Here is a 17,982-nt window from a genome sequence, read left to right on the forward strand (position 1 = left end):
CTTTCCCTTCTCCCTTGACGGGAGAAGGATACGAAGCCTTGGCGCAAAGCGCCTAGGCGAAGTTGGATGAGGGTGAGCGCTCGCATGGCGAGCGCGCGCTTGCTTTGCAAGCGCTACCCCTCACCCGCTGCGACTAACGAGCAAGCTCGTAAGTGTCGCTGCCCTCTCCCGCAAGGGGAGAGGGGGTGCAACTTTGCGCTGTCAGCGTTAGACATGATGATCCATGCGACCCGAAATCCTCAATCCGCTCTTTGCCGCGCTCACCGACCTCAAAGGCGTCGGGCCGCAGCTTGCCAAGCCGCTGACGCGGCTGGGGCTCGAGCGCGTGGTCGATGTGCTGTTTCACCTGCCGACGGGGCTGATCTCGCGCTTCCCGGTCGACCGGCTCGATCAGGCGCAGGCGGGGCAGACGATCATCGTCGAACTGACCGCGCAGGATTACCGGCCGGGCCGGTCCCCGCGCGCGCCCTTTGGGGTCGAGGCGTTCGACAGCGCGGGCGATCATGTCCGGCTCGTCTATTTCGGGCGGACATCGGGGCTGGCGCGCAAGCTTTTTCCGCTCGGCGAAAAACGCCGTGTGTCGGGCCGACTCGACCTCTACGGCGACATGCGCCAGATTGTGCATCCCGACCATGTCGCCGAGCCGGGCGACGAAGCGGGAATCGCCGAGCATGAGCCCGTCTATCCGCTGACCGAGGGCCTGACCAACGCGCGGCTATCGCAGCTGGGTCAGGTCGCGCTCGAACGCCGTCCCGAGCTGGCCGAGTGGATCGACGCCCCCTTGCTCGCGACGCGCGGATGGCCCGCGTGGAACGAGGCGATGGAGCGCGCCCACGCCAGCCCGCGCGACGAGGCGGCGCGCGACCGGCTCGCCTATGACGAGATTTTCGCGAGCCAGGTCGCGCTCATGCTGATCCGGCAGGGGCTCCGCACGCGCAAGGGGCGGCCGATCGTCGGCGACGGGCGGCTCACCGCTGCGCTCAAGCTGCCGTTTGGGCTGACCGGCGCGCAAGAACGCGTCGGGCGCGAGATTGCGGGCGACATGGCGCAGGACACGCCGATGCTGCGGATGCTGCAGGGCGACGTCGGGTCGGGCAAAACGCTCGTCGCCTTGCGCGCGATGCTGTCGGCGGTCGAGGCGGGGACGCAAGCGGCGCTGCTCGCGCCGACCGAAATCCTCGCGCGCCAGCATTTTGCGACCTTGCAGCGCATGCTGTCCGGCCTGCCCGTCAATCTCGCGATCCTGACCGGGCGCGACAAGGGCAAGGCGCGCGAATCGACGCTGATGGGGCTCGCCGACGGCAGCATCGACATTCTCGTGGGCACCCACGCGATCTTCCAGCAGGCGGTGAATTACCGGGACCTCGCGCTTGTCGTCGTCGACGAACAGCATCGCTTCGGCGTCGCGCAGCGGTTGATGCTGACCCAAAAGGCGGCGCGTCCGCCGCATCTGCTCGTGATGACCGCGACGCCGATCCCGCGCACGCTGCAACTCGCCAACCATGGCGAGATGGACGTGTCGCAGATCGACGAAATGCCCCCCGGCCGCACCCCCGTCGATACGCGCGTCATCTCGCTCGACCGGCTCGACGATGTCGTGGACTCGCTCGACCGCCACCTCGCCACGGGCGCGCAGGCCTATTGGGTGTGCCCGCTCGTTGCCGAAAGCGAAGGGAGCGAACTGGCGGCGGCCGAGGATCGGGCAGCGTTGCTTCGCGAGCGGCTGGGCGATGCGCGCGTCGGGCTTGTCCACGGCCGGATGAAGGGCCCCGAGAAGGACGAGGTCATGGCGCGCTTCCAGGCAGGCGAAATCGGGGTGCTCGTCGCGACCACGGTGATCGAGGTCGGCGTCGATGTCCCCGCCGCGAGCCTGATGATCGTCGAACATGCCGAAAATTTCGGGCTGGCGCAGCTGCACCAACTGCGCGGCCGCGTGGGGCGTGGCGCCGCGAAATCGGTGTGCCTGCTGCTCCGCTCACAAAATCTGTCGGAGACCGCGCGCGAGCGGCTGGCGCTGATGCGCGATACCAACGACGGCTTCGTGATTGCCGAGAAGGATCTGGAATTGCGCGGCGGCGGCGAACTGCTCGGGCTCAAGCAATCTGGCGATGCCGATTACCGGCTCGCGACGCCCGAACAGCTGGTGCGACTGCTACCGGTCGCGCACGACGACGCGCGGCTGTTCGTCGAGCGCGACGGCGGGATGGAGGGCGCGCGGGCCGAGGCGGTGCGGCTCTGCCTTTACCTGTTCGAACGCGATGCGGCGGTGCCACTGCTCAGAAGCGGTTAGTTTACGTCGCCTCTGGCGCCCATGGCGCGGATCATCGGCAGATAATCCTCGACCGAGATCGACTTGTCGAACTGCACGCCGGTCTTGCCGCCGAGCGACCAGACGACCTTCGCGGCGGTGCGCCCGATGATCGGCATGCGGAATATGACGAGGTCGCCGATCTCCAGCCCGCGTTCGAAGCGCATCAGCATGCCGTCGGCGCTGATGTTGACACAGGTGCACATTTCCTGCCGTCCGTCGGGCATCACGAAGGGCAGACGGCAATAGACGTCGCTACGCGGAGCGATCCGCTGGTCGAGCCCGATATAATGGGCCTTGCTCGTGTCGATCTTGCGCATGTTCGTGGACCTTGTTGATTTTGCCATGGACGATCCATCCGATTGCTGAAGAAGTGGTAAACGCTTTTGTGCGCGTTACCGCACCACAAGGCCATGTTTTTTTGACCCGAGGCTCAGCGGAACCGGCGTTTCGCCCGGCTGGATCAAATGTTGCGGGTCGCGAACGACGGTCCCGTCGACCTTGACCGCGCCCTCGTCGAGCTTGCGGCGGGCCTCCTTGTTCGACGCGGCAAAGCCGAGTTCGCGCAGCGCATCGACGACGCCGATCCCTGCGGCGGGCGCGACGGCTTGCGGAAGGTCGCCGCCGATCTGCCCCTTTTCAAAGGTTTGCGCCGCGGTGTCCGAAGCGGCCTTCGCGGCCTCTTCGCCGCGGCACATCGCGGTCGCTTCGTTGGCGAGGATCTTCTTCGCCTCGTTGATCTCGGCGCCTTCGAGCGCTTCGAGCCGTGCGATCTCGCCCAGCGGCAGGTCGGTGAACAGCTTCAGGAATTTGCCGACGTCGCGGTCGTCGCAGTTGCGCCAATATTGCCAATAGTCAAAATGGGACAGTTGTTCGGGATTGAGCCACACCGCGCCCCCGGCGGTTTTGCCCATTTTTGCCCCCGCCGCGGTGGTCAGCAGCGGAGTCGTCAGGCCAAAGAGGTCGGCGCCGTCCATGCGGCGGCCCAGCTCCATGCCGTTGACGATATTGCCCCACTGATCCGACCCGCCCATCTGGAGCCGAACGCCCATATTCTTGGACAGATGGCGGAAATCATAACCCTGCAGGATCATGTAGTTGAATTCGAGGAAGGTCATCGGCTGCTCGCGTTCGAGCCGCAACTTGACCGAATCGAAGGTCATCATGCGGTTGATCGTGAAGTGGGTGCCGACTTCCTGCAGCAGCTCGATATAGCCGAGCTGGCCGAGCCAGTCCTGATTGTCGACCATCACCGCGTCGGTCGGACCGTCGCCGAAGGTGAGGAATTGCTGGAAAATGCTGAAGATCGAGGCGATGTTCGCGGCGATCGTCTCGTCCGACAGCATCTTGCGGCTTTCGTCGCGCCCGGTCGGGTCGCCGATCCGCGTCGTCCCGCCGCCCATCAGCACGACGGGCTTGTGGCCCGTCTGTTGCAGGCGGCGCAGCATCATGATCTGGACGAGGCTGCCGACGTGCAGCGACGGCGCGGTTGCGTCGAAGCCGATATATCCGGGGACGACCTGTTTCGCCGCGAGCGCATCGAGCCCTTCCGCGTCGGTCGTCTGATGGATATAGCCTCGCTCGTCGAGAAGGCGCAGCAGGTCGGATTTATAGTTCGTCATAGCGGGCGGGCGCATAACATGGGGTTTGATATTTGGATAGCATGCGCAAGGAGCTGATCTGTCACCCCGATACGCCGGCCAAGGCGGTGCGGTCGGTCGCGGTCGAGGTCAGCCTGTCGTTCGAGGACGGTTTCGCGCTGCGCTACGTCGTCGACGGATCGATCGCCGACCTCGTGCTGCCCCACGGTGAGGGCGAACTGGTCATCGCCGACAGCGCGACCGATTGCCTGTGGGAAAGCACCTGTTTCGAGGCCTTCCTGACGGAGGAGGGCCAGCCCGACTATACCGAATTCAACTATGGTCCCGATGGGCGCTGGGCCTGTTACCAGTTTGACGATTATCGCTCGCTGCTGCGCTCCGACGAACTCGCGCCGTGGGAAATGGTCGCCGAGCGCGGCGAGCAAAGCTATGCGCTGCGCGTCGAACCTGGCATCTTTCCCGACATCGGTGCGAAGCTCGCGCTGTCGGCGGTGATCGAGGAGCTCGACGGCACTAAAAGCTATTGGGCGCTCGCGCATCCGCCGGGCAAGCCCGACTTCCATCATCCCGATTGCTTTGCGCTGACGCTTGAGGCACGCGGACGGGCATGACGACCCTTTTCGGTATCGACCGCCTGCTCGCCGACCCCGCGCTTCGCACGCCGCTTCAGGGAAAGCGCGTCGCGCTGCTCGCGCATCCCGCCTCGGTCACCGCCGACCTGACCCACAGCCTCGATGCGCTCGTCGCGGCCGGGATCGACATCACGGCGGTGTTCGGGCCGCAGCATGGCGTACGCGGCGACCTGCAGGACAATATGATGGAGTCGCCCGACTTCACCGATCCGACTTATGGCATGCCGGTGTTCAGCCTTTATGGCGAAGTGCGGCGGCCGTCGGGACAGTCGATGCACACCTTCGACGTGATGCTCGTCGATCTGCAGGATCTCGGCTGCCGCATCTACACCTATGTGACGACCCTGCTCTACATCCTCGAAGCCGCGGCGCAGCATGGCAAGGCGGTGTGGGTGCTCGATCGTCCGAACCCCGCGGGTCGCCCTGTCGAGGGCACGCGGCTTCTGCTCCGGTGGGAAAGCTTCGTCGGCGCGGGGCCGATGGTGATGCGCCACGGCCTCACGATGGGCGAGATGGGGCACTGGTTCATCCGCCACTTCGGGCTCGACGTCGATTATCGCGTGATCGAAATGGAGGGCTGGGACCCGAAAGGCCCCGGCTTCGGCTGGCCCACGACGCGCGTCTGGATCAACCCCAGCCCCAACGCTGCGAACCTCAACATGGCGCGCGCCTATGCCGGCACGGTGATGGTCGAGGGCGCGACCTTGAGCGAGGGCCGCGGCACGACGCGCCCGCTCGAACTGTTCGGCGCGCCCGACATCGATGCGCGCGCGGTGATCGCCGAAATGCAGCGCCTCGCGCCCGAATGGCTGTCGGGATGCAAGCTGCGCGACATCTGGTTCGAGCCGACCTTCCACAAGCATATGAAGCAGCTCAACAGCGGCGTGCATATCCATGCCGAGGGTGCTTGGTACGACCACGCCGCCTTCCGCCCGTGGCGCGTGCAGGCGCTGGGCTTCAAGGCGATCCGTTCGCTCTACCCCGACTACCCGATCTGGCGCGGCAAGGATTTCCAATACGAGTATACCGACGATGTGCTCGCGATCGACGTGATCAACGGCGGTCCGGGCCTGCGCGAGTGGGTCGACGATGCGGGCGCGGCGCCGGGCGATCTCGACGCGCTCGCGCTGCCCGACGAGGCGGGGTGGCGCGAGGAAATCGCCGACCTGCTGATTTACAAGTGAGGGGAATGACGATGCACCGGCGGCAATTTCTGGGAACCGCGGCGCTGACTGGGCTGGCTGCGAGCTTGCCGGTATCGGCGCTTGCAGCGGACACGGCGGGTCTGCCGAACCTCGCCGCCAAAGCCGTCCCCATCGGCAAGGCCGAGCGCATGGCGCGCATCGCGAAAGCGAAGGAGTTGATGCGCGCGAACGACATCGGCGCGCTGCTGATCGAGCCCGGCTCGAGCCTCATCTATTTCACCGGCGTGCGCTGGTCGCGCAGCGAGCGGCTGACCGCCGCGGTGCTGACGCGCGAAGGCGAGATCGCGGTCGTTACGCCCTTCTTCGAAGAGCCGTCGGTGCGCGAAAGCCTCGCGATCGACGCCGAGGTGCTGACCTGGAACGAGGACGAGAATCCGCTCGCCGCCGTCGCCGCATGGCTCGGCAAGCGCGGATTGGCGAAGGGCCGGATCGGCGTCGAGGAGACGGTGCGCTATTTCGCGGTCGACGGGCTCGAAAAGGCGATGCCGGAGGCGACCGTCGTCAATGGCGCGCCCGTCGTGCGCGGGTGCCGCATGCACAAGTCACTCGCCGAAATTGCGCTGATGCAGGTCGCCGCCGACATCACGCTCGCCGCCTATCGCCACACCGCGCCGCGGGTGGAAGCGGGGATGACCCCGGCCGACATCGGCGCGATCATGAGGGCCGCGACCATCGCGCTCGGCGGGCGCAGCGAGTTTGAGCTGATCCTGCTCGGCGAAGCGAGCGCCTATCCGCACGGGTCGGGCAAGCCGCAGGCGGTGAGGGACGGCGAGGTCGTGCTGATGGACTGCGGCGCGACGGTCCATGGCTATCAGTCGGATATTTCGCGCAGCTTCGTTTACGGCAAGGCGACGCCGCGCCAGCGGCAAGTGTGGGACCAGATGCGCAAGGGACAGGACGTCGCTTTCGCCGCGGCGAAGCTCGGCACGCCTGCGGGCAAGGTCGATGACGCGGTGCGCGCTTATTATGAGAGCCTCGGTTGGGGCCCCGGTTACAAGCTCCCCGGCACCTCGCACCGCACCGGTCACGGCATCGGGCTCGACGGGCACGAGCCGGTCAACCTCGTGCGCGGCGAGATGACGAAGCTCGCACCGGGCATGTGTTTCTCGAACGAACCCGGCATCTATATCCCCGGCGAGTTCGGTATCAGGCTCGAGGATTGTTTCTACATGACCGACAGCGGGCCGAAATGGTTCAGCGAGCCGCCGCCGTCGATCGACCGGCCATTTGCCTAAAAAACTCCGTTTGCCTGAGCTTGTCGAAGGGCCGTTCTTGTTTTTTGCGTCGCAAGAAGAAGGGCGGTGCTTCGACAAGCTCAGCACGAACGGGTTAGGAGCTGGTGTCCGGCCCCTTCGGCCGCTGCACCAGACTGACCAGCACGAACGAGATGATCATCAGCAGATACCAGCTGCCAAGCTTCTCGACCCCGACCATGTGCCAGCCGTCGTTCTGGCTCGGGTAGGTCCAGGCGCGTGCGAAGGTGCCGATATTTTCCGCAAACCAGATGAACAGCGCGACGAGTCCCCAGCCGACGAGTAGCGGCATGCGGCGGCGGACGTGCAGTGGGCGGAACCACACCTGACAACGCCAGAAGAGCAGCGCCGTCGCCGCGAACAGGAACCAGCGGATGTCGTAAGTCCAGTGGTGCGCGAAGAAATTGACATAGATCGCCGCTGCCAGTGCATAGCTCGTCCACACCGGCGGATAGCCCGTGTAACGAAAGTCGAAGATGCGCCAGACGCGCGCGATATAGCTGCCGACCGCGGCGTACATGAAGCCCGAGAAGAGCGGCACCGCGCCGATGTGGAGGAGGCTCGCTTCGGGATATTGCCACGATCCCGCGGCGGTCTTGAACAGCTCCATCACCGTGCCGACGATGTGGAAGATCAGGATGACGAGCGCTTCCTTCGGCGTTTCGAGCCGGAAGGCGAGCATCCCGAGCTGGATCAGCACCGCGCCGATCGTGATCGCATCATAGCGGTGCAGCGGCGCGTCGTCGGGCCAGAAGAGGTGCGTGCCGAGTAAGAGCGCGAGCATCAGTCCGCCGAATAGGCACGCCCAGCCCTGCTTGAAGCCGAAGACACAGAATTCGAGAAACCAGCCACGCGGTCCCGGCGTGACCGCCATCGTTTCCAGTTGCGCGCGGACCGCGTGAAAGCGGCTGTGGTTGCGCGCGCCGCTGTCTGCATCAGACATATACGGCGACCCATGCGATCAGCGCCGCGGCGGGAAGCAGTAGCGCCTGCGCAAGCACCGTACCGGCGAGGCGGCTCAACGAAATGAAGGTGATCGCGCGGCGGAAATCGGCCTCGTCGACCTTTCCCTCGACCGCGTCGTCGGTCATCACCGACAGTTGCGGGTCGATGAAGGCAAACAGCAGGATCGTCGCAAAGCCGTTGATCAGCGCCGAGAGCTGCGAGGCCGTGACGCGGAATTCGGGGGCGAGATAGCCAGCGTAGAGCGACGCCACGACGCCGACAGCGAGCAACGACTGCGCAAGGCAGTTGGCGATCAGCACCCCCCAGCCGATCCCCTTCGGCATCTTCCAGCTCCTGAGGTGCGACAGGCGGGGAAGGGTAAGCGACCGGCCGAGTGTGCGCACGCCACTCGGGCTGATCGCCTTCAGTGCGAGCTTCGTCGTCGAACGATTGTCCTGATACCAGCCGATCGCGGCGGCGAACATGCGCTGGCCGGTGGGGACGAGCAATATGCCCACCAGCGTCGCGACGCTCGCCGCGGCGAGCACCATCTGCATGTCGAAGAAGAGCTGTCCACCGCTGCCGTCGTGGATGCGCGTCTCGATGCGCTTGGCGAGGAAGGGGCCAAGGAAGCTGTTCGAGGTGCGCGAGAAGAGCACGAGGATGTTGAACAGCGCAAACGACATCGCGATGCGCCGCGTGCGGACGCCGGCGATACGCGCGGCATAGGCGAGCGCGCCGATCAGGTTGATGAAGCCGGTGAGGGCTAAGATGGTGAGGAGGGGAAGGTCGAACATCGTTACAGGCTGGAACTCGCGGGACTCGTCGCAAAGCCCCAGATCATGCGCGCCCAGTTGGCGGGATGATTGGCCTGTCGCGCGACATAATCATGGAGAGCGGCGAGCCGCGAACGGTCATAGACATGGCCGTTGAGCAGCACCGCAGCGATACGGCGGCTCGCTGCTACGTCAGTGAGCGGATCGGCGTCAAGCAGGACGAGGTCGGCGCGTTTCCCGACCGCGATCGAACCAAGCTCGCGATCGTGCCCGACAAAGCGCGCGGCGTCGATCGTCGCGGCTCGCAACACCTCGGCCGGTGTCAGTCCTGCCGCCGCGAGCTGCGCCAACTCGTCATGGTAACGCAGCCCGGCGATGATCGTGTCGCTGCCGACCAGCACGGAGACGCCAGCGCGATGGGCCGCGAGCGCATCGGCTTGCGCTCGCCGCAGCGCCTGCGTGAGTAGCGCCCGGTCGGCAGCTGCCGCATAGCTGGTGGCGGTCGCGCCGGCATCGTCGCGATAGGCCCAGCGCGACAGCGGATCGGCGAAGCGAAGACGCGGATCTTCGGTAAGGGCGGAATCATGCGCTCGCGCATCTTCCTCGCGCGTCACGAGCGTCGGGACGAAGGCCAGTTTACGTGCGGCCATCTGCATCATGATCGCGGCGCAGGCCGGCTCGTCACGCTTGGCGAGCAAGCGACGCAGGCGTGCGGGCGACGGCAGTCCGTCGAGCCGCCCGGCGCGCCATGCGGGCGCCTCGGCGGCGCAGCCTTCAATGAAAATGCGACCATGCTCGAAGCTGCGCTGACCGCCGGTAACGGCCTCGTCCAGTGGAACGGCCTTTGGGACATGGCCGACGACGGGCAGGCCGTGACGGGCGCTGGCTGCGATCAGCGCGCGCCAGGCCGGCAACGAAAGGCGGTTATAGCTTTTGAGGAGCGTGACACCGCGGGCCTTGTCGGTGGCAGCGCGCGCGGCGACCGCAGCGGCGGTGAGGTTCGGATCTTCATAATAGAAGCTCGCGTCGCCGATGAAGCGCGGACTCGCCATCGTGCCCGCCACGGCTGCGCGCGACCAGCGCAGCTTGTCGTCGTGGCAGGCGAGCAGCGGGTCGCTCGCTTCCGGGCAGCCCATCATGTCGCGCACCGCGGTGATGCCGTTTGCGACCTGTAATGGCAGATGCAATTGCGGCGATATCTGGAAGCTGTGACTGTGCATGTCCCAAAGGCCGGGGATCAACCACTTGCCGCGTCCATCGATCCGCCGTGCGCCCGCCGGTGCCGTTATGGCGGAGCCGATCGCTGCGATCCGCCCGTCGCGAACCAGCAAGCGCGTGGGTTCGCCCGCGGTGCTGCTTTCGACATCGACGATACGCGCGCCCTCGATCAGCAGCAGCGGTGCGTGGTCGGGTCGCGGCGCGGCGGCGCGCGGCCAGGCGAGCGCAACGGCGAAGGCAAGCAGCGACAGCGCCAACAGCGCGCCGATCGTCTTGATCAGGCGAAGCGACCAGCGCCGGACCATGGATCAATGCTTGCGCGTCAATTCGCGCATCGCATCGTCGAGGCCCGCGAGGGTCAGCGGATACATGCGGTCGCTCATCAGCTGCTTGATCAGCTTCACCGACTGGGTGTAGCCCCAATGCGCCTCGGGCACCGGGTTGAGCCACACCGCGGCGGGATAGACATGGGTGATGCGCTGGAGCCAGACCGCGCCCGATTCCTCGTTGAAATGTTCGACGCTGCCGCCCGGATGGGTGATTTCATAGGCGCTCATCGACGCGTCGCCGACGAAGATCACTTTGTAATCATGGCCATATTTGTGGAGGATATCCCACATCTGATGGCGTTCGGACCAACGGCGCTTGTTGTCCTTCCACACGCCTTCGTACGGGCAATTGTGGAAATAGAAGAATTCGAGATTTTTGAATTCGGTCGTCGCGGCGCTGAACAATTCTTCGCACAGCTTGATGAACGGGTCCATCGATCCGCCGACGTCGAGGAACAGCAGCAATTTAACCGCATTGCGCCGTTCGGGGCGCATGCGGATGTCGAGCCAGCCCTGGCGCGCGGTGCCATCGATCGTGCCGGGGATGTCGAGCTCGTCGGCCGCGCCCTCGCGCGCGAATTTGCGCAGGCGGCGCAGCGCGATCTTGATGTTGCGGGTCCCGAGTTCCTTGGTGTTGTCGAGATTCTGGAACTCGCGCTTTTCCCAGACTTTCAAAGCTCTCTTGTGTTTGCTCTCGCCGCCGATCCGCACGCCTTCGGGGTTATAGCCCGAATTGCCGAAAGGCGACGTGCCGCCGGTGCCGATCCACTTGCTGCCGCCCTCGTGGCGCTTCTGCTGTTCCTCGAGCCGCTCTTTCAGCGTCTCCATGATCTTGTCCCAGTCGCCGAGCGATTCGATCGCGGCCATTTCCTCGGGCGTCAGGAATTTCTCGGCGACCGCCTTCAGCCAGTCGGCGGGGACGTCGACCGGATTCTGGCCGTAATCGGAAATGATGCCCTTGAAGACCTTGTTGAACACCTGGTCGAAACGGTCGAGCTGGCCTTCGTCCTTCACGTAAATCGCGCGCGAGAGGTAATAGAATTGCTCGGGGCTGCGATCGATTACCTCGCGGTCGAGCGCCTCCAACAGCATCAGATGCTCTTTCAGGCTGGCGGGAATGCCCGCAGCGCGAAGCTCGTCGAGAAAGCCGAAAAACATGGGGCAGGGTTATCCTTTCGGGACGGCCGGCGCAATCACTTTACGTTTACGGAAACCAGCTGCTCCAGCGGGCGAAAGTTGACGAAGTTGACGCCTCATCGCGCGCACGAGAGGGTAATCGCTGTCGCAGAAATAGATAGGGCGGCACGGAGGTGGCGGGGTCATCCGGCAGGGTAGATCATGGCCGGATTTTTTAGGAAAGGGATTTTTGCGGCGAAAAATGGGATGCGGCAAACGACCGGTTTCGACCGGAAGCTGCCATTGAGAGAAGAAAGCCCCTCCCCTTCAGGAGTATCAGGTGAAGCGTCCGGGGGACGTTTCACCTGATACTGGGTTGGGGTGGGGGCCATCGGCCTTGCGCAAGGCCGATGGCCCCCACCCCACTGCGACTAGGCAGCAAGCTGCCAAGTCTGCGTTGCCCCTCCCCTGAAGGGGAGGGGCTAAATTGCCGCAACATCCACTTCCCATCCCAAAGTCGACACCTCCGCGCGTCCTTCCATTGACCCAGCGTTAACCATTGCGCGTCATAGCTTCTCGATCATTCAGGGACGTGGGCAAGCCAATGAAATATGATCCGATCAACCCGGCGGAGCCGATCCTCGACCAGTCGGTTGCGAGCGACTGCGGCGAACTGGCCGTGGGGTGCAGCGATGCCGCGGGGCGGATCAAGCGCGCGACCGATCAGATGGAGCGGCAGATCGGCGAGCTTGGCCGACTTGAGGAATATGTCGTCAGCCTCGAGGCCGACCAGCGCCAGATCGCCGATTCGACCGACGAAGCGAAGCTGCTGTCGGCGCGTGCGTGCGAACAACTCGATACCGGCGCCGAGCGCGTCAATGCGGCGGTGACCGAATTCCGCTCGGTGATCGACCTGATCGCGCGGCTCGGCGCGCATGTCACCAATTTCGCGGCGGTGATGGAGCAGGTCCAGCAGGTCAGCCAGTCGATCGAACAGATTGCGAAGACCACCAACATGCTTGCATTGAACGCCGCGATCGAGGCCGAGCGCGCCGGCGACGCGGGGCGCACCTTCGCCGTCGTCGCCGCCGAGGTGAAGAAGCTGGCGCAGAACACGCGCGGCGCGACCGACGAGATCCGCCGGAGCATCGGCAGCCTCGCGACCGAGGCGAGCGGACTCGTCGCCGAAATCCAGTCGGGCGTCGAACAGTCGAGCCGCGCCGAGGCGCAGTTCGAAACGATCACCGATGCGCTGCACGACGCGACGCACCTCGTCGCGCTGCTCGACGACCAGAGCGACCGCATCGCGCAATCGAGTGCGATGGTGCACGCCAATGGCGCGAAGGTGCGCGAGGCGCTCGACAGCGTCGTCGCCTCGGTGCGCGACAATAGTTTGACGCTCGACGGCACGCGCGATTCGATCCTGGCGATGGAGCATGTGTCGAACCGCATGTTCAATGCGGTGATTTCGGCCGGCGTGAGCCCGCAGGATTCGGCGATCGTCGAACTGGCGGCGAAGGTGCGCAACGAATTCGTGGGCTTGGCCGAACGCGCGATCGCGCGCGGCGAGCTGACGATGGAGCAGGTCTTCGACACCAATTATGTGCGCGTGCCGAATTCGAACCCCGAACGGTTCCGCACGACGCTGTCGGACTGGGCCGACGCCAACTGGCGCCCGCTGTTCGACCGCATCGTCGCCGAGCACCCCGAAATCAAGATGTCGTCGGCGGGCGACATGAACGGCTTTCTGCCGACGCATATAACCGAATGCTCGCGCGCGCCCACGGGCGACATCGAGCATGACACGGCGCACTGCCGCAACGGCCGCATCCTTTACGACGAGACCGACGCCGCGGCGAAGCGCAGCACCGCCCCCTTCTTCATGACTGTCTATCGGCAGGAAGGCGACGGCATCAACTATCTGACCGTGCGCAACGTCTATATGCCGGCGGTGATCGGCGGCCGCCGCTGGGGCGATGTCGAGGTCGCGTACCAGCTCTAATGATTGATCCTCCCTGTGGCGAAGCCATGGGAGGGGGACCGCCCGAAGGGTGGTGGAGGGGCCGCGATCTTGCGCCAATAGCCCCTCCGTCAGCGGCTGCGCCGCTGCCACCTCCCCATGGCTTCGCCACGGGGAGGATCGTTGTCAGCTTCCCTGCCGCCGCGCCATAAACGCCAGCTTTTCGAACAGCATCACATCCTGCTCATTCTTGAGCAGCGCGCCGTGCAAGGGCGGGATCGCCTTGCCGACGTCGCGGTTCTGGAGCACTTCGAGCGGCATATCTTCGTTGAGCAGCAGCTTGAGCCAGTCGATCAACTCGCTCGTCGAAGGCTTTTTCTTGAGCCCCGGCACTTCGCGCACCTCGTAGAAGATATCCATCGCGCGGCTGACGAGCGTCTTCTGGATGCCGGGGAAGTGGACCTCGACGATCTCGGCCATCGTGTCGCGGTCGGGGAATTTGATATAGTGGAAGAAACAGCGGCGCAGGAAGGCGTCGGGCAGTTCCTTTTCATTGTTCGAGGTGATGACGACGATCGGGCGTTCTTTCGCGGTGACCGTCTCGTCGGTCTCGTAGACGTGGAACGCCATGCGATCGAGTTCCTGGAGCAGGTCGTTCGGGAATTCGATGTCGGCCTTGTCGATCTCGTCGATCAGCAGCACGGGCAGCTTGGGCGAAGTGAACGCCTCCCACAATTTGCCCTTCTTGATGTAATTGCGGATGTCGTGGACGCGCTCTTCGCCGAGTTGGCCGTCGCGCAGGCGCGCGACCGCATCATATTGGTAAAGCCCCTGCTGCGCCTTCGTCGTCGATTTGATGTTCCAGGTGATCAGCGGCGCGTCGAAGGCCTTGGCGATTTCCTCGGCCAGCACCGTCTTGCCGGTGCCGGGCTCGCCCTTCACGAGCAGCGGACGGCGGAGCAGCGTCGCGGCGTTGACCGCGACCTTGAGGTCGTCGGTGGCGATATAGGCGCTGGTGCCTTCGAAGCGCATCGGCTCTTTCCCTTAACGTGAACGTCAAGCGGGCATAGCGGGGGTAGGGGATGGGTGCAAGCGTGTGGGGCAGATGGTCCTCCCTGTCGCGAAGCGATGGGGAGGGGGAGTGCAGGGTTGGATTGCCCCCGGCAATCCAAGTCCAGTCCGGGGGACTGGACGACCCAGCACTCTCGCGAAGCGGGTGGTGGAGGGGCCGCGTCACAGTCCCTCCGTCAGCGCTGCGCGCTGCCACCTCCCCATGGCTTCGCCACAGGGAGGATATCAATCATGAATGCGCGCGGCTTGCGGCGCGTGCGGCCATCAAATCCCAGAGGCCGCTGTGCTGGGTGATGAGCTGCTGTGCGCCGAACACCATCGCGCGTTCGATCGCCGGGGTGTCGGCGACCGCTGCCGCGAGCCGCGCGGTGCCCGGCAGGTCGGGCAGAGTGCAGGTCGGCGGCACCAGATCGAGCCGCAGCGCGCTGATGTCGAGCAGCACGCGAATCGTGCGCCAGTCGAGCGTCAGCGCGATCGCGGCGCCGAGCGCGCAGCCGTGGCGGTCCGATTCGGCGAGCATGTCGAGCGCCTTGCGCTGCGCGGCGACCGCGGCTTCGCATTGCGCTTGGCCCTGCGTGCTCGGGACGGGGCCGACCGCCGAGGCGATCTTCGACAGGAAGGCGCGCTCTTCGACAAAGGCGTCGGCGGCTTCGTCCATCCACCGGCGCGACGCGGGATCGACCGCCTTGCGCGCGGCATTGTCGATGACCCCGGGGTGGCGGCCATGGAGAAGGCAAAGGAAATGCACCGCGTCGGCGAGATTGCGCATCGCTTCGGGCCCGCTCGACAGCGCGCCCGAGCGGACGTGCGGGTGCGCGCCGGTGCCGTCGCTGGCGACCAGCGCGTCGAGCAGTTCGGCGACGCCGCGCGTCGGCGCTTTGGGCTGGGGCGACTGGTTCAACGGCCGATCCTCGCTGCGGCAGGCGCGCGAGCGCCCAAGCCAATGGAATGTCAGCGATCGGTCATAGGGCAACGTCGTAAACGACGCGTTTATAAGCGGGGACGGATTTGTGATCCGATTGTTTCAGTCGGGGACAGACGAAGGAACCGGCAAGCCTCGGGGAGAAGCTTGCCGGTCCCATGCTATGGCGCGGGGTGCACCATCGGAGCGGAGAGGCCAGACGGGGAGAGGGAATGCCCGGCCGGGACCGCTCAAGCCGCGAGTGCGAGTTCGCCCGTTTTTTCGGGGGTCTTTTCGGCGTTCGGCGCGTCGGATTCGATCGCGGTCAGTGCGGATTGGCCGGCGGTCTTCGCGGGGAAGAGCAGCCGCGATGCGAGCACGACGAGCCCGAGCGCGAAATAGGCCGCAAAGGTCTGGACGGGGAAGAAAAAGAGCGGCGCGATGAACGCCAGGCGTAGATACAGCGGGTTGAAGCCGAAATCCTGGCCCACGGCCTCGCAGATACCGAAGAAGGTGTCGCGGCGGCGGAAGAGATTGGTGGTTTCGTTCTGCATTTTTCTATCTTTCCCTTTGGCTGCGAGCACTGCCCCGCGCCGATGCCCGAAGCATCGCAAAGGCCGTGCCAATTTTCGCAGTCCCGCGAATTTCCGGGCTTTTTCCCGTCTCGCCCCGACGAAATGCCCGCGATTATACGTGAATCGATTCCCAATGAGTGGGAATGATTGCCATTTGATGGGCGGTGCCTGAACCGGCGATGAAAGCCTCCGCATCGCTGTGACGTGCGCTATGTGATGAGGAAATATGGAGATTTGAAGAGCATCGGCAAAAAAAATTGTGCGATGCAGCATCGCCGCAAGCTTCGTTTGGCCTCGGTTCAGGGCGCGCTACGACGCGGGGCGCCGGGCGGTGCCGGGCGCACGAAGAACATGGCCCCGACGACGCAGGCGCCGAACAGCAGGCATTCGATGCCCGATGTGGCCGTTCTGCTGGCCGGCCCGAAAATCTCCTCGCCGAAAAGCGCGCCGATCGCGTCGAGCCGGAAGCGCGATTCGGGAAAGCGCCGGAGAAGGAAATCGAGGCTGCCGCCAAGAAAAGTCCCGCCGAAAAGCGAAATGACGATGCCCGCCGCCGCGGCGACCAGCCCGCCGAGGGCGGCGCTTCCTGGCAGCGTCAGCATGCGGCGACGCGCCGTCCACGCGGCGAAACCGACGGCCGCGCCCAATATCAGGCCCTCCGATGCGCCGGTCATATCGCCCGGCGACTGGCCGAGCAGGAGCGCGAAAGCGTCGAGGCCGACAAGCCTTGCGGCGCCGCCGGTCAGGAGGCCACCGGCCGCGCCGCCCAGCACCGTCCATTGCCAGCGCCCGCCGGGCGCGAACTCCGCCGCCGCTATGCCCGCGCCGACGCCGGCACCGGCGGTCAGCCCGACGATCATGTTGATCGCGAGCAGCACGAAGAGGGCCGAGGTTCCGCCCATCGCGGGCCCGATTCCGATGCTGAGGCCATAGAAGAGGCCCCCGAGCACGCCGGCGACACCCCCGCCCATTGCGGCGGCCGCGCCGGTCCTCAGCGCATGCGCCCACCGGTTTTGGGGAGCCTGGAGGACAGGGCGGGGATGGGCGTCGCTCTCCACGATCTCGACCGCGCCGATGAAGCGATAGCCATGCTTGGGGACCGTCTCGATGAAGCGCGGATTTCCCGCATCGTCGCCGAGCAGGCGGCGCAATGCGCGAATGCACTGCGTCAGGGCTTCGTCGGTGACCGGCACACCATTCCACACTTCGGCCATGAAGCGGTCCTTGCTGACGAGTCGTCCGCGTTCGCGCAGCAGCAGCGCGAGCGCATCGAAATAGCGGTTGCCGACTTCGACCGCGGCTCCTGAACGGCACAGGCTGCGGTCGGCGGGATCGACCGTGAAATCGTCGAACTGATAGCGGCCCGAATCCATTTTTCAGCAAAATCTCACGAACTGCTCATGCCGCTCATCGGCCGGCAGCGCAGGGTAAAGCCCCAAATATCGAAGGAGGCAAGTCCATGGACGGCGAAGTGCGAATGGGGTGGAACGGCTGGCGTGTCGCGCGCTGGGGGATAGCGACGGCACTGTTGCTGACCCCGGCGGTGATGATGCAGGTCAGCGACGACTGGAATTGGGGGCCTGCCTCCTTTCTGCTGGCCGGGGTCATGATCTTCGGCCCTATTCTCGCTTATGAACGCACAGCGCGTCTGTGGCCGAACCTCGCCTATCGTGGCGGCGTTGCCACCGCACTTGTGGTCTCCTTCCTGCTGATCTGGATCAATCTCGCGGTGGGCATCCTAGGAGAGGATAATCCGATCAATTTCAGCTTTTTCCTGCTCGTCATGGCGTCGGGGGTCGGCGCATTCGCGGCGCGGCTCCGTCCCGACGGCATGGCGCGGGCGATGTTCGGCACGGCCGTGATGCAGGGATTGCTCGCCCTTGCGATCGCGACCGCGCCCTCGGCCGCGAACGAGCCCCGCGGCGCCGCGGGTGCGCTCGTGCTTTGCGGCTTTTTCGCGGCGATGTGGCTGGTCTCGGCGGCGCTGTTCCACAAGGCGGGCAGGGAAGGGCGCTGAAAATCAGCCGTCGCCCCCCGCGAAGGCGGGGGCCGCAGCCTTGCACCACATATCTAGCGGCCCCCGCCTTCGCGA

The 17,982-nt window shown here is 65.2% G+C and carries 16 protein-coding genes; 6 read left to right on the forward strand and 10 right to left on the reverse strand.

The genetic code is table 11. The features are described 5' to 3' along the window. The first annotated feature begins 223 nt into the window (after nucleotides 1–223). Nucleotides 224–2,290 (forward strand): ATP-dependent DNA helicase RecG, encoded by a 2,067-nt coding sequence (gene recG / locus FG95_RS04975; RefSeq protein WP_037554341.1) that lies wholly within the window; start codon nucleotides 224–226, stop codon nucleotides 2,288–2,290. Here recG and FG95_RS04980 read toward each other — a convergent pair. Together FG95_RS04980 and tyrS are read right to left on the reverse strand one after the other, a co-directional pair. Beyond that, the gene (locus FG95_RS04980; protein WP_037554343.1) at nucleotides 2,287–2,628 is read right to left on the reverse strand and encodes a PilZ domain-containing protein; all 342 of its coding nucleotides are present in this window, start codon (nucleotides 2,626–2,628) and stop codon (nucleotides 2,287–2,289) included. The two genes, recG and FG95_RS04980, sit on opposite strands and share 4 nt — an antisense overlap. A 75-nt stretch (nucleotides 2,629–2,703) precedes the next feature. Continuing rightward, nucleotides 2,704–3,930, reverse strand: a complete 1,227-nt coding sequence (gene tyrS, locus FG95_RS04985) for a tyrosine--tRNA ligase (RefSeq protein ID WP_037554346.1) — start codon at nucleotides 3,928–3,930, stop codon at nucleotides 2,704–2,706. 41 nt (nucleotides 3,931–3,971) lie between these two features. On the opposite strand from tyrS, the gene FG95_RS04990 reads away from it, so the two are divergent. Genes FG95_RS04990 through FG95_RS05000 form a run of 3 tightly spaced genes read left to right on the forward strand, consistent with a single transcriptional unit; the run spans nucleotide 3,972 to nucleotide 6,981 of the window. Then, the gene (locus tag FG95_RS04990; protein WP_037554347.1) at nucleotides 3,972–4,520 is read left to right on the forward strand and encodes a DOMON-like domain-containing protein; all 549 of its coding nucleotides are present in this window, start codon (nucleotides 3,972–3,974) and stop codon (nucleotides 4,518–4,520) included. Then, on the forward strand, nucleotides 4,517–5,725 hold the full coding sequence (locus FG95_RS04995; RefSeq protein ID WP_037554349.1) for an exo-beta-N-acetylmuramidase NamZ family protein: 1,209 nt from the start codon (nucleotides 4,517–4,519) through the stop codon (nucleotides 5,723–5,725). The genes FG95_RS04990 and FG95_RS04995 overlap by 4 nt, the downstream gene beginning before the upstream one ends. Before the next feature lie 11 nt (nucleotides 5,726–5,736). Continuing rightward, nucleotides 5,737–6,981, forward strand: a complete 1,245-nt coding sequence (locus FG95_RS05000) for a M24 family metallopeptidase (RefSeq protein WP_081933021.1) — start codon at nucleotides 5,737–5,739, stop codon at nucleotides 6,979–6,981. A 94-nt stretch (nucleotides 6,982–7,075) separates the two neighbouring features. Here FG95_RS05000 and FG95_RS05005 read toward each other — a convergent pair whose 3' ends face one another. The 4 genes from FG95_RS05005 to FG95_RS05020 are packed head-to-tail and all read right to left on the reverse strand — an operon-like array spanning nucleotide 7,076 to nucleotide 11,425. Next, nucleotides 7,076–7,942, reverse strand: coding sequence for a DUF817 domain-containing protein (locus FG95_RS05005; protein WP_037554353.1), 867 nt, complete (start codon nucleotides 7,940–7,942; stop codon nucleotides 7,076–7,078). After that, nucleotides 7,935–8,741: a lipid II flippase Amj family protein gene (locus tag FG95_RS05010; RefSeq protein ID WP_037554354.1), complete on the reverse strand. Its 807-nt coding sequence runs from the start codon at nucleotides 8,739–8,741 to the stop codon at nucleotides 7,935–7,937. The genes FG95_RS05005 and FG95_RS05010 overlap by 8 nt, the downstream gene beginning before the upstream one ends. Before the next feature lie 2 nt (nucleotides 8,742–8,743). Continuing rightward, complete coding sequence (locus FG95_RS05015) at nucleotides 8,744–10,243, reverse strand: amidohydrolase family protein (RefSeq protein WP_037554355.1); 1,500 nt, start codon at nucleotides 10,241–10,243, stop codon at nucleotides 8,744–8,746. Nucleotides 10,244–10,246: 3 nt separating this feature from the next. Then, nucleotides 10,247–11,425, reverse strand: coding sequence for a vWA domain-containing protein (locus FG95_RS05020; protein ID WP_037554356.1), 1,179 nt, complete (start codon nucleotides 11,423–11,425; stop codon nucleotides 10,247–10,249). Between the two features lie 550 nt (nucleotides 11,426–11,975). Between FG95_RS05020 and FG95_RS05025 the strand changes: the two genes are divergently transcribed. Continuing rightward, nucleotides 11,976–13,385 carry a methyl-accepting chemotaxis protein gene (locus FG95_RS05025; RefSeq protein ID WP_235211467.1) on the forward strand — a complete coding sequence of 470 codons (1,410 nt, stop codon included), beginning with the start codon at nucleotides 11,976–11,978 and terminating at the stop codon, nucleotides 13,383–13,385. Between the two features lie 144 nt (nucleotides 13,386–13,529). Here FG95_RS05025 and FG95_RS05030 read toward each other — a convergent pair whose 3' ends face one another. The 4 genes from FG95_RS05030 to FG95_RS05045 all read right to left on the reverse strand — a co-directional run bounded on the left by FG95_RS05030 (nucleotide 13,530) and on the right by FG95_RS05045 (nucleotide 17,263). Continuing rightward, nucleotides 13,530–14,375 (reverse strand): AAA family ATPase, encoded by an 846-nt coding sequence (locus FG95_RS05030; protein ID WP_037554358.1) that lies wholly within the window; start codon nucleotides 14,373–14,375, stop codon nucleotides 13,530–13,532. 268 nt (nucleotides 14,376–14,643) lie between these two features. Continuing rightward, on the reverse strand, nucleotides 14,644–15,315 hold the full coding sequence (locus FG95_RS05035) for a DUF6975 family protein (RefSeq protein ID WP_037554395.1): 672 nt from the start codon (nucleotides 15,313–15,315) through the stop codon (nucleotides 14,644–14,646). A 251-nt stretch (nucleotides 15,316–15,566) separates the two neighbouring features. Further along, nucleotides 15,567–15,869 (reverse strand): PspC domain-containing protein, encoded by a 303-nt coding sequence (locus FG95_RS05040; RefSeq protein ID WP_037554359.1) that lies wholly within the window; start codon nucleotides 15,867–15,869, stop codon nucleotides 15,567–15,569. A 320-nt stretch (nucleotides 15,870–16,189) separates the two neighbouring features. Then, complete coding sequence (locus FG95_RS05045) at nucleotides 16,190–17,263, reverse strand: winged helix-turn-helix domain-containing protein (RefSeq protein ID WP_052182109.1); 1,074 nt, start codon at nucleotides 17,261–17,263, stop codon at nucleotides 16,190–16,192. An 86-nt stretch (nucleotides 17,264–17,349) separates the two neighbouring features. Here FG95_RS05045 and FG95_RS05050 point away from each other — a divergent pair, with 86 nt between their 5' ends. Further along, entirely contained in the window at nucleotides 17,350–17,907 is a 558-nt protein-coding gene (locus tag FG95_RS05050; RefSeq protein WP_037554360.1) for a hypothetical protein, read from the forward strand. Nucleotides 17,908–17,982: the final 75 nt, after the last annotated feature.

Origin of the sequence: Sphingopyxis sp. LC363 (assembly GCF_000756385.1) — a bacterium.
Lineage (GTDB): Bacteria > Pseudomonadota > Alphaproteobacteria > Sphingomonadales > Sphingomonadaceae > Sphingopyxis.